The sequence below is a fragment of the Streptomyces sp. CA-251247 genome (assembly GCF_050952975.1).
GTDB classification, from domain to species: domain Bacteria; phylum Actinomycetota; class Actinomycetes; order Streptomycetales; family Streptomycetaceae; genus Streptomyces; species Streptomyces achmelvichensis.
In genome coordinates this window covers 4,210,044-4,234,008 of the sequence record NZ_CP191861.1, presented here as the reverse complement: position 1 = coordinate 4,234,008, position 23,965 = coordinate 4,210,044, and the positions used below count along the sequence as shown (strand labels likewise).

Here is a 23,965-nt window from a genome sequence, read left to right as displayed (position 1 = left end):
TCCCAGGATGCGTCTTTTTACGGCACAGGATGTTTCGCGGACGTCTCCGTCCCGGTGGCCGGGGTTTATCCGGGTGAGGTGACCTTCCGGGGGCCGTTAGGATTTCGACCATGGCGGCCACTGGATCCGAGAAGCAGGGGGCGAAGGCGTACTACGTCACGACCCCCATCTACTACGTCAACGACGCTCCTCACCTGGGCCACGCCTATACGACCGTCGCAGGCGACGTGCTCACCCGCTGGCACCGCCAGCGCGGCGAGAAGGTGTGGTACCTCACCGGCACGGACGAGCACGGTCAGAAGATCATGCGCACTGCCGAGGCGAACGGCGTCACGCCCCAGGAGTGGTGCGACAAGCTCGTGGAAGAGGCCTGGAAGCCTCTCTGGGAGCACCTGAACATCGCGAACGACGACTTCATCCGGACGACGGAGAAGCGGCACACGGACCGTGTGCAGGAGTTCGTGCAGGACCTGTACGACAAGGGCGAGATCTACAAGGGCGGCTACGAGGGCCCGTACTGCGTGGGCTGCGAGGAGTACAAGCTCCCCGGCGACCTGATCGACGGCGAGGGCGAGTTCGCCGGGCAGAAGCTCTGCTCGATCCACAAGACGCCGGTGGAGCTCCTCAAGGAGGAGAACTACTTCTTCAAGCTCAGCGAGTACGGTCCGAAGCTGCTGGAGCTCTACGAGGCCGACCCCGGCTTCATCCAGCCCGAGTCGGCCCGCAACGAAGTCATGAACTTCGTCAAGCAGGGCCTCCAGGACCTGTCGATCTCCCGGTCGACGTTCGACTGGGGCGTGAAGGTGCCGTGGGACGACAAGCACGTGATCTACGTGTGGATCGACGCGCTCCTCAACTACGCGACCGCGGTCGGCTACAACGAGAACCCGGCGAAGTTCGAGGAGACCTTCCCGGCCGACGTGCACCTGGTCGGCAAGGACATCCTGCGGTTCCACGCGATCATCTGGCCCGCGATGCTGATGGCGAACGGCCTGCCGGTGCCCGGCAAGGTCGCGGCCAACGGCTGGCTGATGGTCGGCGGCGAGAAGATGTCGAAGTCGAACCTGACCGGCATCAAGCCGCAGGACCTGACCTCGCACTTCGGCGTGGACGCGTACCGCTGGTACTTCCTGCGCGCGATCGCGTTCGGCCAGGACGGCTCGTTCTCCTGGGAGGACTTCACCGCCCGGTACACCAGCGAGCTCGCCAACGACTACGGCAACCTCGCGTCCCGTGTCGCGGCGATGGTCGGCAAGTACTTCGGCGGCGCGCTGCCGGAGGCCACGGCGCCCGGCGAGGCGGAGAAGGCGGTCCAGGAGGGTCTGGCCCGGGCGGTCGCCGAGGCCGACCGCAAGATCGGTGACGAGCTGGACTTCCAGGGCGGCATCCTGTCGGTCTTCGAGTTCGTGAAGCAGGTCAACGGCTACATCACCGAGCAGGAGCCCTGGAAGGTCGCCAAGGACACCTCGCCCGAGGGCCAGGCACGTCTCGCGACGATCCTCTACACGGCGGCGGAGTCGCTGCGGGCGGTCGCCGTCCTGCTGCACCCGGTGATGCCTCAGACGTCGCAGGCGCTGTGGGACTCGCTGGGCGCGGAGCCCGGTCTCGGCGCTCTCGCGGACCAGCGTGTGCAGCACGCCGGCGAGTGGGGCAGGCTGCCGGTCGGTGCGACGGTCACCAAGGGCGCGGTGCTGTTCCCGCGTCTGGAGGAGAAGCCGGCGTAACGCCGTCCCACCCCGCATCGACACCGCTGAGCCCCGGCACCGCCGGGGCTCGGCGCGTTCCGTCCCTTCCTGCGGTTTCAGCGGGCCAGGGACTCGGCGGGCCCCATCACCACGACCGGCCGCCGGTCGGGGTCGAGCTGCTTCAGGAGCTCCTTCATCCGTCCGCGCGGAAGCGACACGCACCCCTGCGTCGCGCCCCCGTGGTCCACGTGGATCCAGATCCCGCCGCCCTTGGACGGGCCGAGCGGGCGGGTCCAGTCCAGCGGGGTCGTGCCGGGCTCGCGGTTGTAGTTGATCGCCACGACATAGTCGAACGCCCCGGTCAGCGGCTCACCGTCGAAGTTCGTGCCGCGCGCGGTGAACGCCGGCCCCCGGTCGTACGGCAGCGCCGTCCCCGGGTCCGGCAGCCGGCCGCCCGCGTCCGTGAGACCGAAGACGCCGATCGGTGACCGCAGATCGTTCTGGCGGTGGTCGTCGGTCCAGCCGCGCAGCGCGTTGTGTGCCGGCCAGGGACCGGCGACGGCCTCCCAGCCGCGGGCGTCGTCGCGCTCGTAGAGGGTGGCGACGGCACGGTTGGCGTCGCGGGTGCCGCCGGTGACCACGAGTGCCTGACGGGAGGCCGTGCCGATCCGGGCGCGAGTCGCCGGTCCGATGCCGGGTATCTCCTTCGGCCGTGCGCTCAGCGGCTCGGCCGCCCCCGCTCGGCCGCCCTTGGTGTCCGTGACGGCGGAGGTGTCCGCGGACGGCGGCGGCCCCGCGGTGACGCCCGCACCACAGCCGGTGAGCACCAAAGAGGCCGCGAGCGCCACTGCCGGGATCGCTCCGGTCCGCAGTGGCATGTACGGGCCTTTCATTCCGGGTCCTTCGGCTGCTGTGTCGCGGGCAGGGTGCCGAAGGGCGTCGGTGTGGGTGCGGGGGAGGCCGTCACGCCGCCGAACCGCATACCGGCCACGATGCGCCGGGCTTCGTCCACCGTTCCCCGGGGTGTGCCGGTGGCGACGCAGAGGGTGACCAGTAGCCCTGCGTCGGGGTCCGGTACGCCGCCGACCAGTGTGCTGTAGGACGTCCGACCGCCGATCTTGCGGCAGGCGGGCGTCACGGTGACCGTGTCGTACAGCTGGGCCGGCTGTCTGGCCTTGGTCCCGAAGCCGGCGCTGCGCTCCATGGTCAGGGTAAGCAACACGCCGCCGGGCCGCAGAACCTCCAGCGGCAGGCAGCCGCGGACGGCCTTGTCCGGGCAGGCCCGGCCGACCGCGCCGGGCAACTGATTGCCGGCGAAGCCCTGCGCCGCCGCCTTGAACTCGGGCGCCTCGGGGACCGCCAGCGCCTGCCACTGCTCAGGGAGCCGCAGGGTCAGCGCGGAGAGCTCGGGAAAGGTCACGGCCGTCTCCGTCACCGCTCCCTCCGTCGCCCTCCCCGAAGGCATCGGTGCGGCGGGGGTCACCTGCCGGGTGCCGTCGTCGCGCAGGAGGTCCGGCGCCAGTGTTCCGGCGAGGACGGCGGCGGTGACCGCGACCGCGCCGGCGCCCCCGGTCCGGCGAATGCGCCGGCGGCGGGCCATGCGTTCGCGTACCTGCTGGAGCCGTCCTTCGGGCGCGGGCAGCTTCGGTGTCGCCCGCTCCAGCAGGACACGGAGTTCCTGCTCGGCGTATTCGGCCTGGTCGCCCTCACGGTCGGGCACGACGCTCACCGCCTTCCACGACGGCCGCGGGCAGCAGCGCCCGCAGGGTGCGCAAGGCCTTCGCGGACTGGCTCTTGACGGTGCCCGGGGCGCAGCCGAGCGTGGCCGCGGTGTCCTCGACGCTCAGGTCCTCGAAGTAGCGCAGGACCACCACCGCCCGCTGACGCACCGGCAGCAGGCGTACGGCCGCGGCCAGGGACTGCTCCAGGTCGACCCCGGCGTACGCGTCCCACTGCGCTGCCGTGTCGGGAACCACCCCGTGCGGTACCTCGCCCCGCCAGCGCCGGCGCCACCAGGAGGCATGGGTGTGCACCAGTGCCGTGCGTATGTACGCCTCCGGATGGTCCGCCGCGATTCTGTGCCAGCGCGGCCACACCTTGGCCAGCACGGTCTGCAGCAGGTCCTCGGCGAGATGCGCGTCGCCGGTCAGCAGCCAGGCCATGCGCAGCAGTCGCGGGCCGCGGGCGGCGACGAATTCCTCGAAGTCGCCGTCGTCGCTCTCGGAGCCCATCGCACCGCCACCGCCCTTGCGTTCGGTCTTCCACGTCAGAGGAACGCGCCGGGGTGCCGATCGGGTTGCCCGGGAGTGCCGCTCGTCGAAACGTCCTGCGAGAAGCCCTCCCAGCAGCGCCCGGCCGTGCCGGGACGGCGAAGGCCCCGCACCGGTCACCCGGTGCGGGGCCTTCGCATCAGCGCTGCGTGTCCGGCTACTCGCCGGGCTTGACGGCCGGCTTGCGGATCTGGAGGTGCAGTTCGCGCAGCCGCGACTCGTCCAGCTCGGTCGGCGCGCCCATCATCAGGTCCTGCGCGTTGCCGTTGAGCGGGAAGGCGATCGTCTCGCGGATGTTGGGCTCGTCGGCCAGCAGCATCACGATGCGGTCGACACCCGGGGCGATACCGCCGTGCGGCGGGGCGCCGAGGCGGAACGCCTTCAGCATGCCCTTGAACTCGTGCTCCACGGTCTCGCGGTCGTAACCGGCGATCTCGAAGGCCCTCAGCATGACCTCGGGCTCGTGGTTCCGGATGGCGCCCGAGGAGAGCTCGATGCCGTTGCAGACGATGTCGTACTGCCAGGCGAGGATGTCGAGCGGGTCCTTCTCCTCCAGGTCCTTCATGCCGCCCTGAGGCATCGAGAAGGGGTTGTGGGAGAAGTCGACCTTGCCGGTCTCCTCGTCCTTCTCGTACATCGGGAAGTCGACGATCCAGCAGAACCGGAAGACGTTCTCCTCGAAGTGGCCGGCGCGCTTGGCGGCCTCGACGCGGACCGCGCCCATGATCTTGGAGACCTCGTCGAAGTCGCCGGCGCCGAAGAAGACGGCGTGGCCGGCCTCCAGGCCGAGGCGCTCGGTGAGGACCTTGATGTCGTCCTCGGTGAGGAACTTGGCGATCGGGCCGGTCAGGGAGCCGTCCTCGGCCACGCGGACCCAGGCGAGACCCTTGGCGCCGTGCTCGACGGCGTACTCACCGAGGCCGTCGAAGAACTTCCGCGACTGACCGGCGACGTCCGGCACCGGCAGGGCCCGCACGTGCTTGCCGGCGAAGGCCTTGAAGTCGGAGCCCGCGAAGACGTCGGTGATGTCGACCAGTTCGAGCTGCGCACGCAGGTCGGGCTTGTCGTTGCCGTACTTGAGCATCGACTCGCGGAACGGGATGCGCGGGAACGGCGAGGTGACGTGCCGGCCGCCGCCGAACTCCTCGAAGAGTTCGGTCATCAGCTTCTCGATCGGCTGGAAGACGTCCTCCTGCTCGACGAAGCTCATCTCCAGGTCGAGCTGGTAGAACTCGCCGGGCGAGCGGTCGGCGCGGGCGTCCTCGTCGCGGAAGCAGGGCGCGATCTGGAAGTAGCGGTCGAAGCCGGAGACCATCAGCAGCTGCTTGAACTGCTGCGGCGCCTGCGGCAGCGCGTAGAACCGGCCGGGGTGCAGCCGGGAGGGCACCACGAAGTCCCGTGCGCCCTCGGGGGAGGTCGCGGTCAGGATCGGGGTCGCCATCTCGTTGAAGCCGAGGGCCACCATCTTCTGGCGGATCGAGGCGATGACGGCGGAGCGCAGCATGATGTTGCGGTGCATGCGCTCGCGACGCAGGTCGAGGAAGCGGTACTCCAGGCGCCGCTCCTCGTTGACGCCGTCGTCGGCGTTGATCGTGAACGGGATCTGCTGGGCCGCGCCCAGCACCTCCACCTCGGAGACCTCGATCTCGACCTCACCGGTCGGCAGGTCGGGGTTGACGTTGTCGGCGCCGCGCGCGGAGACCTTGCCGTCGACACGGACGACGGTCTCCTTGGTGAGCTTCGACAGCGCCTCGTTGGCCGGAGTGCCGGGGCGGGCCACGAGCTGCGTGATGCCGTAGTGGTCGCGCAGATCGATGAAGAGGATGCCACCCAGGTCTCGGCGATTGTGCAGCCAGCCGCTCAGCCGGACGTCGGCTCCGACGTCAGAGGCGCGGAGCTCGCCGCAGGTGTGGGACCTGTACCGATGCATCGTCGTTCATCCAGTCTTAGCGATTCGGGGGTGGCCGGGCCCGTCAAGGTTACCGCCCGGCCCCCCTTCGCCTCATTGGCATATACATGCCCCGCTTGGACGCCCCTCGGACCGCCCTGGGACGGCCCTGCCGCCGTAGATCATCGGCCGTCCGGCCCCCGCCCCCCGGGACGTCATCGGGCCGAAGATCGGAATAAAGTGAGGCAATGCGCACCGAGGACGTCCTGGCCGCGATCGCGACCGGCCTGTGGCGGTGGGACAACGCATCCGGGACCGTCACCCTCGACGCGGGGGCCGCCCGGCTGCTCGAGCTGCCCGCCGAATCCGGTACGTACCCCGAGGGCACCGTGCGCTCCCGGTTCCACCCCGTCGACTGGAACGAGATCAACGGCGTCGTCAGCCTCGCCATCGCCGAGGGGACGCTCGCCGAGGGCCGGCTGCGGATCGTCGACGAGGCCGGCCGGGTGCTCCGTACCGTCCGCAGCCGCTCCAGGCCGATCGCCCAGGAGGGCGGCTACCTGCTGATCGGCATGCTCCAGGAGGTCGCCGAGCCGACGGAGGGCACCGCCGCTCAGACCGCCATCACCGGTGACTGGCGGCGCTCCCGCGAGGCGTTCCTGCTGGACGCGGGGCGCGCGCTGGCCGAGGCCCGCTCCACCGCCGAGGTCCTGCGGGTCGCCGCATCCCTGTCCATGCCGGGCTTCTCGCCGGACGGTCTCGCGGTGTTCGGTGTCGCCGGCGACCGGCTCACGATCATCGGCCACCACGGGCACCAGGCGGACGACGACCATCCCTTCCTCGACATGTCGGTGGACACGGACTATCCGGCCGCCGAAGTGGTGCGCACCGGCCGGGCCGCGTATCTGCCCACCCCCGCGGAGTACCGCCGCCGCTACCCCACCACCTGGCCGCTCGCCCAGCGCTTCGGCCGCCAGTCCTGGGCCTTCCTGCCCCTGATCGTCGCCGGGCGCACGATCGGCGCCTGGATGGCGGCGTTCAAGCACCGGGTGGCCTTCACCCCCGACGAACGGTCCGTGCTCACCACCGTCGCCCGGATGCTGGCGCAGGCGCTCGCCCGCGCCGGTGTGGCCGACTCGGAGCGCGAGCTGTCGCTGGGCCTCCAGCGCTCGATGATGCCGGTGCTCGGGCCCGCGATCCCCGGGATGTCGGTGGCCGCCCGGTACGTGCCCACCGGGGGCGGCCTCCAGGTCGGCGGCGACTGGTACGACATGATCCCGCTGCCGTCGGGCCGGATGGCGCTGGTGATCGGCGACGTCCAGGGCCACGACGTGCGCGCCGCGGGGCTGATGGGCCAGCTGCGGATCGCGCTGCGCGCCTACGCCTCCGAGGGTCACCGGCCGGACGCGGTGCTCTCCCGGGCCTCCCGCTTTCTGCACGGCATCACGGACACCTACGACGAGGGCGACCACGCCGGCCCGCGGTTCGCCACCTGTCTCTATCTGGAGGCCGATCCGGCGACCGGCCGCATCGAGATCGCCCGCGCCGGCCACCCGGAACCGGCCGTCCGGATGGCCGACGGCACGGTGCTGCTGCGGCCCACCGAAGGCGGGCTGCCGCTGGGCATCGATGCGGACACCTACTACCCGACGACCAGCTTCACGCTGGAGGCCGGCGAGACGATGATGATCTGCACCGACGGGCTCATCGAGACCGGCGGGCACGATCTGGACACCGGGTGGGACCGGCTGCGCACGGTCCTGGAGAGCGACGAGTCCGGGTCGCTGGAGGAGCTCGCCGACCAGCTGGTCCAGGCGGTGCACGGCCCCGGTTCCCACTACACCACCGGCCCGCTCGCCGACCGGCGCGAGGACGACATCGCCGTCCTGCTGATCTCCCGCGACGGCTCGCCCGACCGCAAGGCCGCGCGGCGCACCGCGATGAGCGTGGCCCAGGCGGAGCCGGAACGGATCGCGGTGGCCCGGCAGCAGTTGCGGGAGATGCTGCACGACTGGGCGGACGCGGAGCAGGTCGACTCCGCGGTGCTGATGGTCTCGGAGATGGTGACCAATGTGCTCGTCCACACGGACGGCAACGCCCTGCTCCTCGCGGAGGTCGTCGGCCGGGACAGCACCCGGCAGCTGCGGGTGGAGGTCACCGACTCCAGCGACGAACTGCCGCACAAGCGCCGCCCCGGCGAACTGGCCTCCTCCGGGCGGGGCCTGCTGCTGATGGAGATGCTCGCGGACGCGTGGGGGGTGGACCCGCGGGGCGAGGGGAAGTCGATCTGGTTCGAGCTCTACGAGTCCCCGGCGTCCGGCGAGGTGCCGCCCGCCGGGCCGGAGCCCGAGGCCGCGTAGCGGGTGCGCAGCTCGCCGATCACCCCGAACGCGGCGGCCGTGACCGGCACGGCGAGCAGCATGCCGAGGATGCCGGCAACGCCCGCTCCGGCGGTGATCGCCAGCATGACGACGGCCGGGTGCATCTGCACCGTACGGCTCTGGATGACGGGCTGGAGCACATGGCCCTCCAGCACCTGGACGGCCAGCACCACCCCGAGCGCCCACAGCGCGATCGCGAAACCGCGGTCGGCGAGCGCCACGAGCACGGCGACCGTGCCGGAGAGGAAGGCCCCGAGATAGGGGATGTAGGCCCCGACGAAGACCAGGGCGCCGAGCCCCATCGCCCCCGGCACCCGCAGGACCAGCAGCCCGACGGTGATGCAGAGCGCGTCGATCAGCGCGATGAACGTGGTGCCCCGCATGAAGCCCTCGACGGCCTCGAAGGCCCGCCGTCCCATGGCCTCGGCGGCGTCTCCGCTCGATCCGGGCACCAGGGAGCGCACCAGTCCGACGGCCTTGTGCGAGTCCCGCAGGAAGAAGAAGATCAGCAGCAGGGCGAGCACGGCGGTGGCGATCAGTTCGGCCACCACGCTCAGTCCGCTGATGACGCCGGACGCGGCGGTGCTGCCGAACTTGCCCAACAGCTCCCGGGCGTTGGCGGCGAGATCGTCGAGCGACGTGCCGGCGGACCCCAGCAGGCCCGTGAGGTCCCTGGCCGCCTGCCGCACCGAGGCCACGATCTGGTCGCCGGTCTCGATCAGCGCGCTGACGACGATGTACCCGGCGCCGCCGACGACGGCGACCACGGCGGCACACGTCAGCCCGGCGGCCAGCGAACGGTGCATCTTCATCCGGATGAGCCGCCGGTGCAGCGGCCCGAGCAGGGCCGTTCCGAGCAGGGCGAGCAGAACCGGGGTGACGGCGGCCTGGAACGTGCTGATCAGCCAGATGAGGACCGCGCCCACCCCCGCCACGAGGAGCGCGACCACGCACCAGGCGGTGACGCGCCGCACGGGCTCGGGCAGAAGGGTCAGCACGCCCCCACCCGATCACAGCCGGACGGCCACGTCCCGCCGTTCACCGCCAGGCGGGTGACACTCCATCAGATGACAGCCTCCGGGGCAGCGGAACGGCGCGGGCCCCGCCGGGCGGCGTGCGGGAAACGCACACCACTCGGCGGGGTCCGGAGGATCGCCGCTACATCCCGTGGACGGCCGGGACGGTGCCGAGGCGACCCTTCTGGAAGTCCTCGACGGCCTGCTGGAGTTCGGCCTGCGTGTTCATCACGAAGGGCCCGTAGTGCGCCATGGGCTCCCGGATCGGCCGGCCGCCCAGCAGCACGATCTCGAGGTCCGGGGTGTTCGAGTCCTGGGTCTCGTCCGCACGCACGGTCAGCGAACCGCCGTCGCCGAAGACCGCGGTCTGCCCGGTGCGGACCGGCCGGCGGTCGGTGCCGACCGTGCCGCGTCCGGCCAGGACGTAGGCGAGGCCGTTGAACTCCTCGCGCCACGGCAGCGTGAGCTGCGCGCCGGGACGCAGCGTCGCGTGGATCATCGTGATCGGCGTGTGCGTGATGCCGGGGCCCTCGTGACCGTCGAGCTCACCCGCGATGACGCGCAGCAGCGCACCGCCGTCGGGCGTGCTGAGCAGCTGGACCTGTCCGCCGCGGATGTCCTGGTAGCGGGGGTCCATCATCTTGTCGGCCGCGGGCAGGTTCACCCAGAGCTGGAGGCCGTGGAAGAGCCCGCCGGACATGACGAGCGACTCCGGCGGCGCCTCGATGTGCAGCAGGCCGGAGCCCGCGGTCATCCACTGGGTGTCGCCGTCCTGGATGGTTCCGCCGCCGCCGTTGCTGTCCTGGTGGATGAACGTTCCGTCAATCAGGTAGGTGACGGTCTCGAAGCCGCGGTGCGGGTGCCAGGGCGTCCCCTTCGGCTCGCCCGGCGCGTAGTCCACCTCGCCCATCTGGTCCATCATGATGAACGGGTCGAGGTAGCGGTAGTTGATCCCGGTGAACGCACGGCGCACCGGGAAACCCTCCCCCTCGAAGCCGCTGGGCGCGGTGGTCACCGCGAGGACGGGCCGCGACACGGCGTCCGCGGGTGCGGACACGCGCGGCAGGGTGAGCGGGTTCTCGACAGTCACTGCAGGCATGGGAGGACCTCCTTGTGCGACCACTTTAGTTGAATGCTGAACTTTCTGCCACCTGGAACGAGAAGCGCCCGGGAGGTATTCCTCCCGGGCGCCCGTCGAGCGGCGTCGTCAGCCGTACATCCGCCGCATCGCGAAGTCGACCATCTGCTCGACGGCCTTCGCGTCGAAGACCATGCGGTGCTCGCCCTCCATGTCGAGGACGAAGCCGTACCCCGTCGGCAGCAGGTCGATGACCTCGGCCCCGGTGATCACGAAGTACTTGGACTCCTTGCCCGCGTACCTGCGGAGCTCCTTGAGGGAGGTGAACATCGGAATGACCGGCTGCTGGGTGTTGTGCAGCGCCAGGAACCCCGGATTGTCGCCCCGCGGGCAGTAGACCTTGGAGGTCGCGAAGATCTGCTGGAAGTCCTCCGCGGACAGAGAAGCCGTGGTGAAGGCGCGTACGGCGTCGGCGAGGGACGGCGGCGACGGCTCGGGATACAGCGGCTGCCCGTGCGGCTGTCCCCCATATGGCTGCTGGGGGGCGTACTGCTGTTGAGCGCCCGGGTTCTGGTCATAGCCGTACATGCCCGCAAGAGTAACGAGTCACAGTTCACCCAAGAGGGGTTGCATCTTATTACCGACGGGTAGCATCATCGTAGCTACTTACTGGTACGTGGACGAGCAGTCCGCTGTCCGGCCCTTCTCCCGATCCTTACGGAGCCGTCGCCATGGGGCACTACAAGTCGAATCTCCGCGACATCGAGTTCAACCTCTTCGAGGTCCTCGGGCGCGACAAGCTGTACGGCACGGGTCCGTTCGCGGAGATGGACGTCGACACCGCCAAGAGCATCCTGGAGGAGGTTGCCCGGCTCGCCGAGAACGAGCTGGCGGAGTCCTTCGCGGACGCCGACCGCAACCCCCCGGTTTTCGACCCCGCGACCAACACCGCGCCCGTACCGGCGTCCTTCAAGAAGAGCTACGAAGCCTTCATGGACTCCGAGTACTGGCGCCTCGGCCTGCCCGAGGAGATCGGCGGCACCACCGCGCCCCGCTCCCTGATCTGGTCGTACGCGGAGCTGCTGCTGGGCTCGAACCCGGCCATATGGATGTACTCCTCGGGCCCGGCCTTCGCCGGAATCCTCTTCACCGAGGGCAACGAGGCGCAGAAGAAGGTCGCCGAGATCGCCGTCGAGAAGCGCTGGGGATCCACCATGGTCCTCACCGAGCCGGACGCCGGCTCGGACGTGGGCGCCGGCCGCACCAAGGCCGTCGAGCAGGAGGACGGCTCCTGGCACATCGAGGGCGTGAAGCGCTTCATCACCTCCGGTGAGCACGACATGGAGGAGAACATCCTCCACTACGTGCTGGCGCGCCCCGAGGGCGCCGGACCGGGCACCAAGGGCCTGTCCCTCTTCCTGGTCCCGAAGTTCCACTTCGACTGGGAGACCGGCGAGCTGGGCGAGCGCAACGGCGTGTACGCCACGAACGTCGAGCACAAGATGGGCCTCAAGGCGTCCAACACGTGCGAGATCACGTTCGGCGACCAGCACCCCGCCCAGGGCTGGCTGATCGGCGACAAGCACGACGGCATCCGCCAGATGTTCATGATCATCGAGTTCGCCCGGATGATGGTCGGCACGAAGGCCATCGCCACCCTCTCCACCGGCTACCTGAACGCGCTGGAGTACGCCAAGGAGCGCGTCCAGGGCCAGGACCTGGTGAACTTCGCGGACAAGACCGCGCCCAAGGTCACCATCACGCACCACCCCGACGTGCGCCGCTCGCTGATGACGCAGAAGGCGTACGCCGAGGGCATGCGCGCCATGGTCCTCTACACGGCGTCCATCCAGGACGAGATCGCCGCCAAGGAGACCGCGGGCGAGGACACCGCCGCCCTCGTCGCCCTCAACGACCTGCTGCTGCCGATCGTCAAGGGCTACGGCTCCGAGAAGTCCTACGAGCAGCTCGCCCAGTCGCTCCAGACCTTCGGTGGCTCCGGCTACCTCCAGGAGTACCCGGTCGAGCAGTACATCCGGGACGCCAAGATCGACACCCTCTACGAGGGCACCACCGCCATCCAGGGCCAGGACTACTTCTTCCGGAAGATCGTCCGCGACCAGGGCCAGGCGCTGAACGCCCTCTCCGAGGAGATCAAGAAGTTCCTCGCGGTCGGCACCGGCGGCGAGGAGCTGGCCCCGGCCCGCGACGCGCTCGCCAAGGCGGCGGTGGACCTCGAGGCGATCGTCGGCACCATGACGAACGACCTCATCGCCACCGGCGAGGACGTCAAGAACATCTACAAGGTCGGCCTCAACACCACGCGTCTGCTGATGGCCTCCGGCGATGTCGTCGTCGGCTACCTGCTGCTGCGCGGCGCGGCCGTCGCGGCCGAGAAGCTGGAGACCGCGTCGGCCAAGGACGTGGCGTTCTACCGCGGCAAGATCGCGGCCGCGAAGTTCTTCGCCGCCACCATCCTGCCGGGCGTCTCCGCCGAGCGCGCCCTCGCGGAAACCGTTGACCTCTCGCTGATGGACCTTGACGAGGCGTCCTTCTGACCGACCACGCTTCGTGCGGCCCGCTCCCTTTGGGGAGCGGGCCGCTTTCCTCTTTCCGCACGCCGCGGCCCCCTCGTTAAGGTGGCTCCATGAGCAGCAGCGCCCCCGCCCGCTTCGACCGCGGACACACCGACGACCTCATGTCCTTCCTGACGGCCTCGCCGACGCCGTACCACGCGGTGGCCACCGCGGCCGAACGGCTGGAGAAGGCCGGCTTCCGCCAGGTGCAGGAGACCGACGCCTGGGACGGGACCACCGGTGGCCGGTTCGTGCTCCGCGGCGGCGCGATCATCGCCTGGTTCGTGCCGGAAGGAGCGACCGCGCACACCCCCTTCCGGATCGTCGGCGCTCACACCGACTCCCCGAACCTGCGCGTCAAGCCGCTGCCCGACACCGGTGCGCACGGCTGGCGGCAGGTCGCCGTCGAGGTCTACGGCGGCCCGCTCCTCAACAGCTGGCTCGACCGCGACCTCGGGCTCGCCGGCCGGCTGAGCCTGCGCGACGGCTCCCACCGCCTGGTGAACATCGACCGGCCGCTGCTGCGCGTGCCGCAGCTGGCGATCCACCTCGACCGCTCCGTGCACACCGACGGCCTCAAGCTCGACAAGCAGCGCCACATGCAGCCGATCTGGGGCCTGGGCGACACCCACGAGGGCGACCTCATCCACTTCCTCGAAGAGGAGACCGGTCTCACCGAGGGCGACGTCACCGGCTGGGACCTCATGGTGCACTCCGTGGAGCGGCCCGCCTACCTCGGCCGCGACCGCGAACTGCTCGCCGGACCGCGCATGGACAACCTGCTGTCCGTGCACGCGGCCACCGCCGCACTCACCGCCGTCTCCACGTCGCCCGGCCTGCCGTACATCCCCGTACTCGCCGCCTTCGACCACGAGGAGAACGGCTCCCAGTCCGACACCGGGGCCGACGGCCCCCTGCTCGGCACGGTCCTCGAACGCTCGGTCTTCGCCCGTGGCGGCAGCTACGAGGACAAGGCCCGGGCCTTCGCCGGCACCGTGTGCCTGTCCTCCGACACCGGCCACGCCGTGCACCCCAACTACGCGGAGCGCCACGACCCCACGCACCACCCGCGCGCGGGCGGCGGCCCCATCCTCAAGGTCAACGTGAACCAGCGCTACGCCACCGACGGCAGCGGCCGCGCGGTGTTCGCCGCGGCCTGCGAGAAGGCGGGCGTGCCGTGGCAGACGTTCGTGTCGAACAACGCGATGCCGTGCGGCACCACGATCGGCCCCATCACGGCGGCCCGGCACGGCATCCAGACCGTCGACGTCGGTGTGGCGATCCTGTCCATGCACAGCGCGCGGGAACTGTGCGGCGCCGACGACCCCTATCTGCTCGCGAACGCGATCGCGTCGTTCCTGGAGGGCTGAACTCCCGCGCCCCGGCGGCACGTTCGGCGATCACGAAACATCCGGGAAAGGCCCCGGACGGCACCGTGGTGCCCATGGTTCTGCTCGGTCATGACACGGTCGCCGTCCACCACACCGGCCCCTCGCGCCGCACGTTGCTGCTCGCGCTCGCCTCGGCGGCGGCCGTCCTCGCCACCGGCGCCTGGGTGCTCGTCGACCGGCACCACGACCGGCCGCCGTGGGCCGAGGACGTGGCGTACGAATCCGGCTTCCTCCAGGGCAACCGCGTCCGGCAGTACGACCGCACCGGCCAGGAGGTGAAGGACCTCCTGGCCGGCGGGTGCGCACGGCTGCACACCGAGGGCTGGGGCGGGCGCAAGGCGTCGTACGACCCGGGCCTGTGGGTGGCGGGCTGCCTGGACGGCGCGGCCGGCCGGCCTGCCTCACGGCAGGGCCTGTTCCGCTGACTCCACCGCGGCCCGACGGTTCAGCGGCCCTCGTCCATGCCCGCCAGAACCAGCGGCAGCCGGGCCACCCCGTCCGCCGTCACCATCACCGGGACGCCCCAGTCCTGCTGATGCACATGGCAGGCGGGGTACTCGTTCTCGGGATCGTCGTCACAGGACGCCGCCATCGCCGAGATGTGCAGCACCCCCTCGCCCACGGCCGGATCGATCTCCAGCTCCCGCGCGAGGTCGGTGCCGGCACCCTCGCCGGCCACCAGCAGCTCGGGCGGCGTCGAGGAGACGAGCAGCCGGGTGGAGGGCCCGTACCGGGTGTCGAGCTTCTGGCCGGCCGGGGCCTGGAAGACCACATCCAGTTGCAGCCTGCCACCGGCCACCTCGGTCGCCGCACGCTGCGTACGGTGCGCGACGGCCTCGACCCGTACCGCCTCGTCCGGCAGCCGCAGCCGGGTCAGCCGGTGCCGGGCCGACTCCACCACGACGATGTCGTCACCGACGAGAACGGCCCCGGAAGGCTCCCGCAGATCCGTGGCCAGCGTGCTGACCTCGCCGCTCACCGGGTCGTAGCGGCGCAGCGCGTGGTTGTACGTGTCGCTCACGGCGACCGACCCGTCCGGCAGGGCGGTGACCCCCAACGGGTGCTGGAGCAGAGCCTGGTCCGCCGGCCCGTCCCGGTGCCCGAAGTCGAACAGCCCCGTGCCGACCGCCGTGTGCACCACGAGATCCGGGTCGATCCAGCGCAGGGCGGACGTCTCCGAGTCGGCGATCCACAGCCGCTCCTCGGTGGCGGCGAGCCCGGACGGCTGCGCGAACCAGGCCTCGGCGGCGGGCCCGTCGACGAGTCCTTCGTTGGTGGTGCCCGCCGCCGCCTCGACGGTCCCGGTCTCCGGGTCGTACGTCCACAGCTGGTGGACGCCCGCCATGGCGATCCACAGCTTCCCGCCCCACCAGGCCACGTCCCACGGCGAGGACAGCGCCACATCGAGCGCGGGACCGCTGGTGGGCGAGCCCTGCCACCACTGCCGGCCGGTCCCGGCGAGCGTCTCGAACGCGCCGCTCTCCGGGTCGTACGCACGGACGGTGTGGTTCACGGTGTCGGCGACGGCGACCCGCCCGTCGGGCAGCAGCGCGAGCCCCTGCGGCTCGTTGAGGATCCCGTCCCCGATCCGCCGCACGACGCTCTCACCGTCGGGCTCCAGCTCGACGAGTTGATGGCGGGTGGAGTCGGACACGAGGAGATTCCCGGACGGCAGCAGCACGGCCTTGCCGGGAAAACGCAGATCGGTGGCGACGGGCTCGGGCGCCACATAGGGCCCGTCCCCGCGCCGCAGCGTCCCCTTGGCCTCGTGCTCGGCCTCCAGCTCCTCGACGAGCCTGGCGATGGCGTGCGCATGTCCCTCACCGGCGTGCTGCGCGACGACGTACCCCTCGGGGTCGATCACGACGAGCGTGGGCCAGGCGCGGACGGCGTACTGCTTCCAGGTGGCGAGTTCGGGATCGTCCAGGACGGGGTGGTGCACCTGGTACCGCTCGACGGCGTCGACGACGGCCTGGTGCTCGGCCTCGTGCACGAACTTGGGCGAGTGGACGCCGATGATCACGACGGTGTCGCGGTGCTTCTCCTCGAGATCGCGGAGTTCGTCGAGGACATGCAGGCAGTTAATGCAGCAAAACGTCCAAAAATCGAGCAGAACAATCTTTCCGCGGAGGTCCGCGAGCGCGTACTGCTTGTCACCGGTGTTGAGCCAGCCGCCCTTGCCGACCAGTTCAGGGGCACGGACACGGGCACGCTTGCGGGGCGCGGGGGTGGGCGCCGGGGCGGCATCGTTCATGGTTCAAGCTTGCCACCCGGGTGTGAATGCCGGATTGCGGGCCCGCGGCAGGGGCGGGCGGCAGCCTCGCGACCGACAGAGCGGGCACGGACGCCCGAACGCGTGCACGTGCGGCCGTACCCCCATCCACCGTCACCGCCGGGGGTACGCATTCCGCATGAAATATCTCGTGCGCGACAAAATCCTCGCGATCGGCGACGACTACTGGATCGAGGACGAGCAGGGCCGCCACGCCTTCCTCGTCGACGGCAAGGCGCTGCGCCTCCGGGACACCCTGGAGCTCAAGGACCCGAACGGCATGATCCTGGTCACGCTCCGCAAGAAGCTGATCAGCCTGCGGGACACCATGACCATCGAGCGCGACGACAGCACCCTCGCCACCATCCGCAGGAAGCGGCTGTCGCTGCTGCGCAATCACTACCGCGTCACCCTCGCCGAGGGCACCGAGCTCGATGTCAGCGGGCGCATCCTCGACCGGGAGTTCGTCGTCGAGTACGAGGGTGAGCTGCTCGCGCACATCTCGCGGCAGTGGTTCCACCTGCGGGAGACGTACGCCGTCAACGTGGTCCGGGAGGACGCGGACGCCGCGCTGATGATCGCCGTGGCCGTGTGTGTGATCCGGATGGCGGAGAAGGAGCGCGAGGAGGACTGAGCGGCCGTGCCCCGCACCCGAGGGTTCCGGTGCGGGGCAGGCCGGCCGGTCCGCAGGGTGACGGGGCCGGGGGCGGGACCACCGGTGGGCGGTCGTCGCACGTGATGGTGTTCGGCAGCCGGCGGGTCAGCGCAGGAGGTCGGGCGCCACCACTCCCAGGCGCCGGTCCTTCAGCACCGGGAACTGTTCCCGCGTCGCCTCCACCTTCGCGGTGTCGAGGTCGACGGTCAGGATCTCCTCGTCCGGTCCCGCCTCGGCGAGCACCTCGCCCCACGGGTCGACCACGATGCTGTGCCCCGCCTGCTCGACGTCCGCATGGGTGCCCGCGGTACCGCAGGCGAGGACGTACGCCTGGTTCTCGACCGCGCGGGCGCGGGCCAGCAGGGTCCAGTGGCCGCGGCGGCGGGCGGGCCAGCCCGCGGGAACGACGAACAGACCGGCTCCCGCGTCGACCAGGCCCCGGAAGAGCTCGGGGAAGCGCAGGTCGTAACAGGTCGCGAGGCCGATGGTCAGTTCGGGCAGCGCGACCGTCGCCAGGTCCGCGCCCGCGCCCATCATCACCGCCTCGCCCTTGTCGAAGCCGAAGCGGTGGATCTTGCGGTAGGTGCCGGCGAGGTCGCCCGTGGGGGAGATGACGAGGGAGGTGTTGTAGAGCGTGCCGTCGGGGTCGCGTTCGACGATCGAACCCGCGTGCAGCCAGACACCCGCATCCCTCGCGGCTTCGGCCATCACCTCGTACGTCGGCCCGGCCGACGTCTCGGCCTCGTCCTCGAACGACTGGTACGCGAACGCTCCGACCGGCCACAACTCGGGCAGGACCACCAGATCCGCTCCGCGCTGCTCACGAACGAGTGAAGCCGCACGCTGTCTACGGGAATTGACCGTTTCGTCCGGGTCTGCTGCGATCTGGATGAGGGAGGCGCGCACACTACCACCGTCCTGGCATTCGAGCCCTCGGGGCGGGCCTACGATCGTCACACGAAAGCACTGCCGGGGTGACGCTCGGCAGCGTAACTTAACTGCCGAGCCTCCCACGCAGCCCAGCAGTCAGCAGCAGCCCAGCCCGCGTACCGCAGAACCGCCGAGGGGTCCCGTGACCGTCCATCCCAGCCTCCAGACCTACGCCGACGCCTCGACCCACTCCCTTGAATCGATAGCCGAGCTGGTGCAGCCGCTCGTCGAGGGTGAGTGGAACCGTCCGACGCCGTGCCCCGCCTGGTCGGTGCGTGACCTGGTCTCGCACGTCATCGGCATGGAGTGCGAGATGCTCGGCGATCCCCGGCCGATCCACACGCTGCCGCGTGATCTCTACCACGTGCAGAGCGACTTCGCGCGCTACATGGAGATGCAGGTCGATGTGCGGCGGCACCACACGGCCCCGGAGATGACCTCCGAGCTCGAGTACACGATGATCCGGCGCGCCCGCCAGCTGCGCAACGAGACCCGCGGTCCCGACGCCGTGGTCCGCGCGCCGCTGGGCGCCGAGCAGAGCCTCGAACTCGCCATGCGGATGCGCGCGTTCGATCTCTGGGTGCACGAACAGGATCTGCGGGTCGCCATCGGCCGGCCGGGCAACGAGGACTCCCCCGGTGCCTACATCACCCGGGACTGCCTGCTGGAGGCGCTCCCCAAGGTTGTCGCCAAGGACGCGGGCGCGCCGCCGAATTCGGCGGTTGTCTTTGATGTGCACGGTCCGGTGGAGTTCTTGCGTACGGTCCGGGTGGACGCGGACGGACGCGGAACGGTCGACGGCGCACCCTCGTTGGGGCCCGTCGTGACCCTGGCGATGGACTGGGAGACGTACCACCGGCTGGCGTGCGGCCGCATGCGGGCGACGGCGGCGGTGGACCGGGTGAAGGTGGACGGCGACCAGGACCTGGCCACTGCGATCCTGCGGGAGTTCGCGGTCACGCCCTGACGCTCGCGCGGCGCGGCCGAGGTCGAGGTCGAGGTCGAGGAACGCCTGGGACCCTGCCGGCCACCGCGCCGGTCCGCCCGGGCGCGCGATCCGGGGCAGTGCGGTCCGGTGCGGTTCGAGGCAGTTCGGTCAGCGGCATTACGGTGTGGTCCGGACAGTGCGGGCCGGTGCGGTCCCTACGCCGGGACGTGCACCGCCTCCACCCTGCTCGCCACCAGCCGCTCCCGTTCCCGGCGCGCTGTACGCGCCCGCAGGCGAAGGATCTGAGTGATCCCCAGCGCCTCCAGCACGAACACGGAGGAGAACGCGATCCGGTAGTTGTCGCCCGTCGCGTCCAGCAGCACGCCCACGGCGAGCAGTGTCGTCATCGACGCCACGAAGCCGCCCATGTTGACGATCCCGGACGCCGTGCCCTGCCGCTGCGGCGGGTTGGCCGGCCGGGCGAAGTCGAAGCCGATCATCGACGCGGGCCCGCAGGCGCCGAGCACGGTGCACAGCGTGATCAGCAGCCACATCGGGGCGTGTTCGCCGGGGTGGACGAGCGTTGTGGCCCACAGAAGCGCGGTCGCGCCGACCGTGCCGAGCGCGAGCGGCGCACGCGCCGCGTGGTGGCGGGCGATGATCTGCCCGTAGACCAGGCCCACCATCATGTTGGAGAGCACGACCAGGGTGAGCAGCGAGCCGGCCGTCTCCCGGGACAGCCCCTGGGCCTCGACCAGGAAGGGCATCCCCCACAGCAGCAGGAACACCATGGCGGGGAACTGGGTGGTGAAGTGCACCCACATACCGAGCCGGGTGCCGGGCTCGCGCCAGGACAGGGCGATCTGTTTGCGGACGAACGCGGCTCCCGCGTGCTGCGCAGGCGGGGGTTCGTGGCCCTCGGGGTGGTCCTTGAGGAAGACCAGCATCAGCACGAGGACCAGCACGCCGGCCCCGGCGCTGCCCGCGAAGGTGGCCGTCCAGCCCATGCCGTGCAGCATGCGGGCGATGACGAGGGTGGAGACGAGGTTGCCGGCCATCCCGAAGAGGGCGGCGACCTGTCCGATGAGGGGCCCGCGCCGGGCGGGGAACCAGCGGCTGCCGAGCCGCAGCACGCTGATGAAGGTCATCGCGTCGCCGCAGCCGAGCAGAGCGCGGGCGGCGAGCGCCGTGCCGTACGAGGGGGCCAGCGCGAAGCCCAGTTGTCCGACGGTGAACAGCACGACGCCGAGGGTCAGGACCTTCTTGGTGCCGAGCCGGTCGACCATCAGGCCGACGGGTATCTGCATGCCGGCGTAGACCAGCAGCTGGAGTATGGAGAAGGTGGACAGCGCCGAGGCGTTGACGTCGAAGCGGTCGGCGGCGTCGAGGCCGGCGACACCGAGGGAGGTCCGGAAGATGACGGCGACGAAGTAGACGGCGACGCCGATGCCCCAGACGGCGGCGGCCCGGCGGCCGCCCGGAGGATCTCCCGGCAGCGCGGCGTGGGTCGTCATCGGACCTCGCCCCGCGCCAGGTTGCTGAACCAGCCGACGTGCCGGTGGACGAGGGCCGCGGCCCGGTCCGGGTCGCCGGCGCGCAGGGCTTCCAGGATCTCGCTGTGCTCGGCGACGTTCTTGGTGATCCTGTCGGGGTGGGCGTGCATCACGGCGACGCCCATCCGCAACTGCCGGTCGCGGAGTTGGTCGTAGAGGCGGGACAGGATCTCGTTGCCGCCGCTGCGGACGATCTCGGCGTGGAAGCACCGGTCGGTGACCGCCACCGCCGCCAAGTCGCCCTCCTGGACCTGCCGTTTCTGCTGCTCCAGGAGCTCTTCGAGACGGGCGAGCAGCTGCGGCGGGGCGGGCACTGCCTTACGGGCGGCATGCTCCTCGACGAGCAGCCGGGTCTCCACGACGTCGGCGATCTCCTGCGCGGAGACGGCGAGGACGAGCGCGCCCTTCTTCGGATAGAGCTTGATCAGCCCTTCGACCTCCAGCTTGAGGAGGGCCTCACGGACGGGCGTGCGGGACACCCCTACGGCGTCGGCCAGTTCGCCCTCGGTGAGAAGGGTCCCGCCCTCGTAGCGGCGGTCGAGGACTGCCTGCTTGACGTGGGTGTAGACACGGTCGGCGGCGGGGGCTGCGGCAGGCATGCGCACAGCTTAGATACAAGACAGGTGCATCAGAAAGCCATGTCCACGATGCAGGACGGACGGCCGGGACAGGCGACCACTCGCGAGCACAGCCAAAAAAGTCCGACAAGATGCACACACGACTACATCCATCGGGCCCGGTCACGAGTCTCGTAACGGGACCCTCTTTTCGCCGTGTCCCCTTCGGACTTGTTCAGACGCATTTGCGAACTCGGAGCGTTTTCTGTGATATCGAGCCACAAGGGCCTGCGCAGAGCAGCCACGCTCGCTCTCGCGAGCGGTCTGCTGCTGACGGCTTCACCCCTGGCCGCACCCGCGCAAGCCGCGCAGCCGATCCCGTCCATCACCGCCAAGGGCGGTTTCCTGCTGGACCAGCTCGACGCCAAGCCGATCTACGGCAAGGCCAACAACACCCGCCGTCAGATGGCGAGCACCACGAAGCTCGTGACCGCCATCACGGTTCTCACGATCAAGGGCGTGGACCTCAACAAGAAGGTCACCGTCAAGCAGGCGTACCGCGACTACGTTGTCAAGCAGGGCGCGAGCACCGCGGACCTGCGCACCGGCGACAAGCTGACGGTCCGTCAGCTGCTCTCCGCCATGATGCTGCCGTCCGGCTGCGACGCCGCGTACGCCCTCGCCGACACCTACGGCACGGGGACGACGACCGCCGCCCGCACCGCCTCGTTCATCGGCAAGATGAACGCCAAGGCCAAGCAACTGGGTCTGGTGAACACCAAGTTCGACTCGTTCGACGGCATCTCGGCCAAGGGCAACAACTACACCACCCCGTGGGACCTGGCGAAGCTCGCCCGCCACGCGGTGAGCAGCTCCGTCTTCCGTGACGTGGTCAAGGCGACGTCGTACAAGACCACCGCGACGACGAGCACCGGCGGCACCCGCACGTACACCTGGTACAACACGAACACCCTGCTCGGCTCGTACAGCGGCGCCATCGGCGTGAAGACCGGCACCGGCACGGCTGCCGGCCCCTGCCTCGTCTTCGCCGCCACCCGCGGCACCAAGACGTACGTCGGCGTGGTCCTCGGCAGCTCCAGCGTCGCCGAGCGCACCAAGGACGCGGCGAAGCTGCTGGACTTCGGCTTCGGCTCCAGCACCGCCAAGACGATGAAGGTGCGCTCGCTCCCGGCCGGCGCACAGCGCGACTGATCCACCGAACCCACCGGTGAACCGAACGAGGTCCCGTGACGCTCGGCGTCACGGGACCTCGTCGTTCAGCACCGGCCAGAGCCGGTCCGGGCCGGTCAGGCCCAGGTGATCAGCCGCTTCGGGTTCTCCAGGACCGCCGCGACATCCGCGAGCACCTTGGAGCCCAGCTCGCCGTCGACCAGACGGTGGTCGAAGGAGAGCGCGAGCGTGGTGACCTGACGGGGCTTGACCTTGCCCTTGTGGACCCACGGCTGGAGCTTGATCGCACCGACCGCGAGGATCGCGGACTCGCCGGGGTTGAGGATCGGCGTGCCGGTGTCGACGCCGAAGACGCCGACGTTGGTGATGGTCACCGTGCCGCCCTGCATCGCCGCCGGGGTGGTCTTCCCCTCGCGGGCGGTGCCGACCAGCTCACCGAGCGCCTGCGCCAGTTCGGGCAGGGTCTTGTCGTGCGCGTCCTTGATGTTCGGCACGATCAGTCCGCGCGGGGTGGCCGCCGCGATGCCCAGGTTCACGTAGTGCTTCTGGACGATCTCCTGGCCGGCCTCGTCCCAGGCGGCGTTGACCCCGGGGTTGCGCTTGATCGCGACGAGCAGTGCCCTGGCGATCAGCAGCAGCGGGTTGACCCGCAGCCCGGCCATGTCCTTGTCGGCCTTGAGTTCGTCGACGAGCTTCATGGTCCGCGTCACGTCGAGCGTGATGAACTCCGTGACGTGCGGCGCCGTGAACGCGCTGCCGACCATCGCGGCCGCGGTGGCCTTGCGCACCCCCTTGATCGGGATACGCGTCTCGCGCGTGCCCGCCACGACCGGCGCGGGCACCGCGGCGGCGGCCACGGGCTCGGGGGCCGGAGCCGGAGCCTGCGCGGGCGCAGCCGCCGGGGCGGCCGCCGCGTGGACGTCCTCCCGGGTGATGATGCCGTCCGGTCCGGTCGGGGTGACCGTCGCCAGGTCGATGCCCAGGTCCTTGGCGAGCTTGCGGACCGGGGGCTTGGCCAGCGGACGGGGCAGTGCGGCGGTGCCGCCGTGCCCGTTCATCTCGGCCTGGATCGCGGCGGCCGGGCTCTGCGGAGCCGCGGCCTGCGGCTGGTGCGAGCCCGCGCCCTCGGCGGCGGGCTGGGCCGGTACGCCCTGCCCCGCACCGGGCTTGCGCGGGCGGCGCTTGGAGGAGGTCTCGGCGACGCCGTAGCCGACGAGGACCGGCTGGCGTCCCTTGGGAGCCTCCTCCTCCTCGGCGGCGGGCGCGACCGGCGCGGCCTTGGTCTGTGCCTCGGGCTGGTCGTCCGGGGCCGCGTCACCGCCGCCGGGCGCCACGTCGATCGTGATGATCGAGGTGCCGACGTCGACCGTCGTGCCCTCCTCGAAACGCAGGGCGTGCACGATGCCGTCGTACGGGATGGGCAGCTCGACGGCCGCCTTCGCCGTCTCGACCTCGCACACCACCTGGCCGTCGGTCACCGTGTCACCGGGCTGCACGTACCACTTGAGGATCTCCGCCTCGGTGAGTCCCTCGCCCACGTCGGGCATCTTGAACTCGCGGAAGCGAAGCGAAGTGTCTTGAGTCATGGTCACGG

Annotated in this window: 20 protein-coding genes; 8 read left to right on the top strand and 12 right to left on the bottom strand. The window is 70.6% G+C overall.

The window, feature by feature from the left end:
- Nucleotides 1-110: 110 nt before the first annotated feature.
- The gene (gene metG, locus ACQPWZ_RS18665) at nt 111-1,724 is read left to right on the top strand and encodes a methionine--tRNA ligase (protein WP_340474216.1); all 1,614 of its coding nucleotides are present in this window, start codon (nt 111-113) and stop codon (nt 1,722-1,724) included.
- A 77-nt stretch (nt 1,725-1,801) separates the two neighbouring features.
- On the opposite strand, the gene ACQPWZ_RS18660 is transcribed toward metG, so the two are convergent.
- From ACQPWZ_RS18660 to aspS, 4 genes are all read right to left on the bottom strand, one after another.
- Nucleotides 1,802-2,578 (bottom strand): L,D-transpeptidase family protein, encoded by a 777-nt coding sequence (locus ACQPWZ_RS18660; RefSeq protein ID WP_433571903.1) that lies wholly within the window; start codon nt 2,576-2,578, stop codon nt 1,802-1,804.
- Nucleotides 2,575-3,405 (bottom strand): hypothetical protein, encoded by an 831-nt coding sequence (locus ACQPWZ_RS18655; protein WP_433571902.1) that lies wholly within the window; start codon nt 3,403-3,405, stop codon nt 2,575-2,577. The genes ACQPWZ_RS18660 and ACQPWZ_RS18655 overlap by 4 nt, the downstream gene beginning before the upstream one ends.
- Nucleotides 3,392-3,916 carry a SigE family RNA polymerase sigma factor gene (locus ACQPWZ_RS18650; protein WP_340474210.1) on the bottom strand — a complete coding sequence of 175 codons (525 nt, stop codon included), beginning with the start codon at nt 3,914-3,916 and terminating at the stop codon, nt 3,392-3,394. The genes ACQPWZ_RS18655 and ACQPWZ_RS18650 overlap by 14 nt, the downstream gene beginning before the upstream one ends.
- Before the next feature lie 196 nt (nt 3,917-4,112).
- Nucleotides 4,113-5,885, bottom strand: coding sequence for an aspartate--tRNA ligase (aspS, locus tag ACQPWZ_RS18645; protein ID WP_433571901.1), 1,773 nt, complete (start codon nt 5,883-5,885; stop codon nt 4,113-4,115).
- Nucleotides 5,886-6,091: 206 nt separating this feature from the next.
- Between aspS and ACQPWZ_RS18640 the strand changes: the two genes are divergently transcribed.
- Nucleotides 6,092-8,203 carry an ATP-binding SpoIIE family protein phosphatase gene (locus tag ACQPWZ_RS18640; RefSeq protein WP_433571900.1) on the top strand — a complete coding sequence of 704 codons (2,112 nt, stop codon included), beginning with the start codon at nt 6,092-6,094 and terminating at the stop codon, nt 8,201-8,203.
- Here the strand turns inward: ACQPWZ_RS18640 and ACQPWZ_RS18635 are convergent.
- From ACQPWZ_RS18635 to ACQPWZ_RS18625, 3 genes are all read right to left on the bottom strand, one after another.
- On the bottom strand, nt 8,143-9,222 hold the full coding sequence (locus ACQPWZ_RS18635; protein ID WP_340474206.1) for an AI-2E family transporter: 1,080 nt from the start codon (nt 9,220-9,222) through the stop codon (nt 8,143-8,145). The two genes, ACQPWZ_RS18640 and ACQPWZ_RS18635, sit on opposite strands and share 61 nt — an antisense overlap.
- Before the next feature lie 160 nt (nt 9,223-9,382).
- Nucleotides 9,383-10,339, bottom strand: coding sequence for a pirin family protein (locus ACQPWZ_RS18630; RefSeq protein WP_433571899.1), 957 nt, complete (start codon nt 10,337-10,339; stop codon nt 9,383-9,385).
- 108 nt (nt 10,340-10,447) lie between these two features.
- Nucleotides 10,448-10,906, bottom strand: coding sequence for an SseB family protein (locus ACQPWZ_RS18625; RefSeq protein WP_313945228.1), 459 nt, complete (start codon nt 10,904-10,906; stop codon nt 10,448-10,450).
- Nucleotides 10,907-11,049: 143 nt separating this feature from the next.
- Between ACQPWZ_RS18625 and ACQPWZ_RS18620 the strand changes: the two genes are divergently transcribed.
- From ACQPWZ_RS18620 to ACQPWZ_RS18610, 3 genes are all read left to right on the top strand, one after another.
- The gene (locus ACQPWZ_RS18620) at nt 11,050-12,876 is read left to right on the top strand and encodes an acyl-CoA dehydrogenase (RefSeq protein WP_405571246.1); all 1,827 of its coding nucleotides are present in this window, start codon (nt 11,050-11,052) and stop codon (nt 12,874-12,876) included.
- 89 nt (nt 12,877-12,965) lie between these two features.
- A complete protein-coding gene (locus ACQPWZ_RS18615) occupies nt 12,966-14,264 on the top strand; it encodes a M18 family aminopeptidase (protein WP_340474202.1) in 1,299 nt (432 codons plus the stop codon).
- Nucleotides 14,265-14,338: 74 nt separating this feature from the next.
- A complete protein-coding gene (locus tag ACQPWZ_RS18610; protein WP_356704815.1) occupies nt 14,339-14,710 on the top strand; it encodes a hypothetical protein in 372 nt (123 codons plus the stop codon).
- Nucleotides 14,711-14,730: 20 nt separating this feature from the next.
- On the opposite strand, the gene ACQPWZ_RS18605 is transcribed toward ACQPWZ_RS18610, so the two are convergent.
- Entirely contained in the window at nt 14,731-16,539 is a 1,809-nt protein-coding gene (locus ACQPWZ_RS18605; protein ID WP_433571898.1) for an NHL domain-containing thioredoxin family protein, read from the bottom strand.
- A gap of 157 nt (nt 16,540-16,696) precedes the next feature.
- On the opposite strand from ACQPWZ_RS18605, the gene ACQPWZ_RS18600 reads away from it, so the two are divergent.
- Nucleotides 16,697-17,191 (top strand): LURP-one-related/scramblase family protein, encoded by a 495-nt coding sequence (locus ACQPWZ_RS18600; RefSeq protein WP_433571897.1) that lies wholly within the window; start codon nt 16,697-16,699, stop codon nt 17,189-17,191.
- Between the two features lie 126 nt (nt 17,192-17,317).
- Here the strand turns inward: ACQPWZ_RS18600 and ACQPWZ_RS18595 are convergent, their stop codons facing one another.
- A complete protein-coding gene (locus ACQPWZ_RS18595; RefSeq protein WP_433571896.1) occupies nt 17,318-18,118 on the bottom strand; it encodes a carbon-nitrogen family hydrolase in 801 nt (266 codons plus the stop codon).
- Between the two features lie 166 nt (nt 18,119-18,284).
- On the opposite strand from ACQPWZ_RS18595, the gene ACQPWZ_RS18590 reads away from it, so the two are divergent.
- Nucleotides 18,285-19,109 carry a maleylpyruvate isomerase family mycothiol-dependent enzyme gene (locus ACQPWZ_RS18590; protein WP_340474192.1) on the top strand — a complete coding sequence of 275 codons (825 nt, stop codon included), beginning with the start codon at nt 18,285-18,287 and terminating at the stop codon, nt 19,107-19,109.
- 176 nt (nt 19,110-19,285) lie between these two features.
- Here ACQPWZ_RS18590 and ACQPWZ_RS18585 read toward each other — a convergent pair whose 3' ends face one another.
- Complete coding sequence (locus ACQPWZ_RS18585; protein ID WP_340474190.1) at nt 19,286-20,584, bottom strand: MFS transporter; 1,299 nt, start codon at nt 20,582-20,584, stop codon at nt 19,286-19,288.
- A complete protein-coding gene (locus ACQPWZ_RS18580; RefSeq protein WP_313945238.1) occupies nt 20,581-21,222 on the bottom strand; it encodes a GntR family transcriptional regulator in 642 nt (213 codons plus the stop codon). The genes ACQPWZ_RS18585 and ACQPWZ_RS18580 overlap by 4 nt, the downstream gene beginning before the upstream one ends.
- Nucleotides 21,223-21,468: 246 nt before the next feature.
- On the opposite strand from ACQPWZ_RS18580, the gene ACQPWZ_RS18575 reads away from it, so the two are divergent.
- Nucleotides 21,469-22,392, top strand: a complete 924-nt coding sequence (locus ACQPWZ_RS18575) for a D-alanyl-D-alanine carboxypeptidase family protein (RefSeq protein WP_340477924.1) — start codon at nt 21,469-21,471, stop codon at nt 22,390-22,392.
- Between the two features lie 95 nt (nt 22,393-22,487).
- Here ACQPWZ_RS18575 and ACQPWZ_RS18570 read toward each other — a convergent pair whose 3' ends face one another.
- Entirely contained in the window at nt 22,488-23,957 is a 1,470-nt protein-coding gene (locus ACQPWZ_RS18570) for a dihydrolipoamide acetyltransferase family protein (RefSeq protein WP_433571895.1), read from the bottom strand.
- Between the last annotated feature and the right edge of the window lie 8 nt (nt 23,958-23,965).